This window comes from Roseateles sp. P5_E11 (genome assembly GCF_054049355.1).
Genome location: NZ_JBFUMO010000514.1, coordinates 1 through 4,207 on the forward strand (window position 1 = coordinate 1; position 4,207 = coordinate 4,207).

Annotated in this window: 2 protein-coding genes; both read right to left on the reverse strand. The window is 67.6% G+C overall.

The window, feature by feature from the left end:
• Nucleotides 1-330: 330 nt before the first annotated feature.
• Nucleotides 331-1,767: a DUF1501 domain-containing protein gene (locus tag ACXJKR_RS25955; protein WP_457325257.1), complete on the reverse strand. Its 1,437-nt coding sequence runs from the start codon at nucleotides 1,765-1,767 to the stop codon at nucleotides 331-333.
• 12 nt (nucleotides 1,768-1,779) lie between these two features.
• On the reverse strand, nucleotides 1,780-4,207 hold a 2,428-nt coding region (locus ACXJKR_RS25960; RefSeq protein ID WP_457325258.1), incomplete at its 5' end, for a DUF1549 and DUF1553 domain-containing protein.

Here is a 4,207-nt window from a genome sequence, read left to right on the forward strand (position 1 = left end):
GAACTGGACGGCGCCTTCACGCGACCCGCTGCGCTCTCGCTGCTGTCCTTGTCACCAATGGCATCCACCGCACCACCTGTCCGCTTAACGSGCGGGATGTGGCGATGTTTGGTGCTCGTCATAGGGACAGCAGCGAGAGCGCAGCGGATCGCGTCGGGGCGCGGTGCAGGTGGGCGTTTTCGCGCGCCGTTGATGGTGGCGTGGCGAACGAGTGCGGTTCAGGGCCTCTTCTTTGGTGACTTTCTTCTGGCCCCGCAGAAGAAAGTTACCCGGCCGCCGGGACGGACTCCCGGCAATGCACCGGTGAGCAGCAATACACGCCAAACCAGACTAAGCCAAGATCTCCTTGATCACATCCCCAAACACGGTGGTCGCCTTCTCCGCCCGCCCTTGATGCGCAAACACCAGCTTCTTGTGGTTCAGCCCCAGCTGATGCAGCAGCGTCGCCTGCAGGTCATACGTATCGATCACCCCGGTCTCCGCGCGCAGCCCGATCTCATCGGTGCCGCCATACGTCCCCGGCTTGATACCACCACCAGCAATCCACTGCGTGTAGCCCCAGGGGTTGTGATCCCGCCCGTTGCCTGACTGCCCATACGGCGTGCGCCCGAACTCCGACGCCCAGACCACCAGCGTCGTCTCCAGCAGCCCCCGCGCCTTCAGGTCCGCCAGCAGCGCGCCCACCGGTTGGTCCACCTGCTTGCACATCACCGCGTGGTTCTTCTCGAGGTTGTTGTGGGCGTCCCAGCTGTCCACGCTGTTGTCCGGCGCGCCCGAGATGACGTGGATGAAGCGCACGCCGCGCTCCACCAGGCGGCGGGCGCGCAGCAGGGCCGTGCCGTACTCGTCGGTCTCCTTGGTGCCGATGCCGTAGGCCGTCTTCGTGGYCGCGGTTTCCTTGGCCAGGTCGAYGGCCTCCGGCGCCGAGACCTGCATGCGGTAGGCCAGGTCGTAGCTCTTGGCGCGGGCGATCAGCTCGGTGTCGCCGGGGTAGCGCTCGGCATGCTCGCCGTTCAAGGCGCGCAGCAGGTCGAGCTGGGCGCGTTGTTCCTTCTCGGTGATGCCTTCGGGGCGCGCCAGGTGCAGGATGGGCGAGTCGCCCTTGCGAAAGGGCGTGCCCTGCAGGGCCGCAGGCAGGAAGCCGCTGCTCCAGATGACGGCGCCGCGGCCGCCGCCGGCTGAGCCCACGCCCGTGGGCAGCACGACGAAGGCCGGCAGGTCGGGGTTGGCCGAACCCAGGCCGTACTGCACCCACGAGCCCAGGGCCGGGCGGCCAGGCACCAGGCCGGCGGTGTGCAGCTTCAGCGACGCGATGACGTGGGTGCTGCCCTCGGTCTTGCTGCCCTTCAGGAAGGCGATGTCGTCGGCCTGCTTGGCGATGTGGGGCAGCAGGTCCGACACCCAGGCACCGCTTTCGCCATGCTGCTTCCAGGTGCGCTTGCTGGCGTAGAGGTTGCCCACGCCGCCGTCGGTGGCCGTCTTCAGGTCCTTGCCGAAGCTGTCGGGCAGCGGTGTGCCGGCCAGCTTGATCAGTTCGGGCTTGTGGTCGAACAGGTCCAGCGTGCTGGGCGCGCCGGCCATGTGCAGCCAGATGACGGCCTTGGCCTTGGCCGGGTGGTGGGGCTGGCGCGGCAGCGTCGGGTCGAAGAGTTCGCTGGCGAAGGCGGATGAGATGCCGCCGAAGCTGCCCGCGCCGAAAGCGGCGAAGGTGGCGGCACCGGCGTGGCCGAGGAAGTGACGGCGGGAATGATCGTGAGAGTGGCTCATGGGCTGACCTCTTTAGAAGCGATAGGTGAATTCGTTGGTGTTGACCAGCGTGTGGACCAGGTCGACGAAGGCGGCGGCGCGGGCCTTGCTGGCGCCCTTGGTGGGGCTTGTTGGCGCGGCTGCGACCACGGTCGTGGCGCCGCCGTCATCCGCCGACTCATCGCCGCCATCGCCCTTCTTGCGCTTGGCAGCCTGCTGATCCAGATAAGTCAGGAAGGCGGTGCGCTCGTAGCGGTCGGGCTCGCGCTTGTAGGCCGCCTTGTAGAAGCCGTCGATCTGCCTGGCCAGATTGGGATCGACGCCCCAGCCCTCGGGCAGATGCGGCTTCTTGACCTCGCCGGCCTGGGCCGTCTGCAGGGCTTCCTGGGCGTTCAGAAAGGCGACCAGCTTCGTCTTCTCCGCGGCCGTGGGCTTGCGCGAGAACAGGATCTCGTAGACGCGGTCGATCTGCGCGGACTCACCTGCAGGCGCCTCCTGGATGACACGGCCGGCCAGAGCCTGGCTCCAGCCCAGCACGAGGTCGCTGTTGACCAGGGCCAGGGCCTGTGGCGCCGTCGTCGTCACGTCGCGCTTGAAGTGAGGGGACTGTGGGTTGGCCCAATCGAAGGTCTCCAGCAGCGGATAGGGCGAGTTGCGCAGCACGAAGACGTAGAGGCTGCGGCGGTTGTGGTCGCGCGGGTCCTCGGACGTCTGCCAGCGGTTGCGCTGGCCGCCGATGTCGAAGTTGGGCGGGATGGGCGGGTAGACCGACGGGCCGCCGCGCTTCTCCTCCAGCAGGCCGGAGGCGGCCAGCAGCGAGTCGCGCAATTGCTCGGCCTCCAGGCGTTGGCGCGGGAAGGCCCACAGCAGCTTGTTGTCCGGGTCCTGCTTGACCTCACGAGCCTGGCTGGCCTGCCGGTAGGTGCTGGACAGCAGGATCTGCTTGTGCAGCGTCTTCACGCTCCAGCCGTTCTTGACGAAGTCGGCCGAAAGCTTGTCGAGCAGCTCGGGGTGGGTGGGCTTGGTGCCGGTCTTGCCGAAGTCGGCGCTGGTCTCGACGATGCCGCGGCCGAAGAACTGGGCCCATTGGCGGTTGACGAAGACGCGGACGGTCAGGCCGTTGTCGGGGCTGACCAGCCAATTGGCCAGGGCCGTGCGGCGGCCCGACGACGTGGCCGTCGGCGCAATCTTCAGCGAGGCGTCGGTCAACAGGGCGGGCAGGCCGGGCTGCACCTCCTGCAGCGGTCGGTCGTAGATGCCCTTGAAGAGGACCTTGGTGGGCGGTGCGTCGTTGCCCAGCTCGACTATGGTGGAGACATTGCCCGGATCCTTGGGCTTGAGGGCGTCGAACTTCTTCAGCTGCGCCGTCAGCACCTCGTACTTGGCGTAGGCCTCCTTGTCCTTGGTCTTGAGCTGGTTCTCGGCGTTGCGCGTGCGGCCCGACAGGGTCCACAGGTTGCGGTGGTAGATCCAGCGGTCGTAGGCATTGCGCTCCGATGCCGGCTTGTTGATGGACTCGCGCGTGGCCGGCACGAAGCCCGACAGGCGATCGGTCTCGAGCTTCTCGATGATGGGCTTGAGCAGCGCGTCGCGCTGTTCGCGGATGTCCTTGGTCGCGTCTTCCCACTTGGCCAGCTGGGCGTCGTAGTCGGCCTTGGCCTTGCCCGTCAGCGGCGAGACATCGTCCTTCCAGCTGGTGTTGGCGAAAAAGGCCTGGAACTCGTAGTACTCCTTCTGCGTGATCTTCTCGGTCTTGTGGTCGTGGCACTGGGCGCAGCCCAGCGTCGTGCCCAGGAAGACGGCCGAGACCGTGTCGGTCAGGTCGTTGGCGACCTCCTGCTTCTTCAGGTTCAGGTCGCGGGCGTTGATCTCGTCGGGCAGGTTGCGCAGGAAGCCGGTGGCGATCAGGGCCTCGGTGCGCTCGGGCCAGAGTTCGTCGCCAGCGATCTGTTCCTTGACGAAGCGGTCGAAGGGCTTGTCGGCGTTGAAGGCGTTGACGACGTAGTCGCGGTAGCGCCAGATGTTGGGACGCGTGCCGTCGGTGTTGTAGCCATCGCTGTCGGCATAGCGGCTCAGGTCCAGCCAGCGGCGCGCCTGGCGCTCGCCGTAGCGCGGCGAGGCCAGCAGGCGCTCGACGAGCTTTTCATGCGCCTTGGGCGACTTGTCGGCGACGAAGGCGTTGACCTCCTCGGGCGTGGGCAGGATGCCCCAGGCGTCGAGCGTGGCGCGGCGGATATAGGCGTGGCGGTCGGCCTCGGGCGAGGGGGCGATGCCTTGGGCCTCGAGCTTGGCCAGCACGAAGGCGTCCAGCGGCTGGCGCACCCAGGCCWTGGCCTTGGTGGCCGGCGTGGCGACTTGCGTGTTCAGCGGCGTGTAGGACCAGGGGCGCTCGCTGCCCTTGGTGAAGCCGCCGGGCGGCGCGTAGTCCTCGGCGGGGCTGAGGGTGGCAACGCCGGCCAGC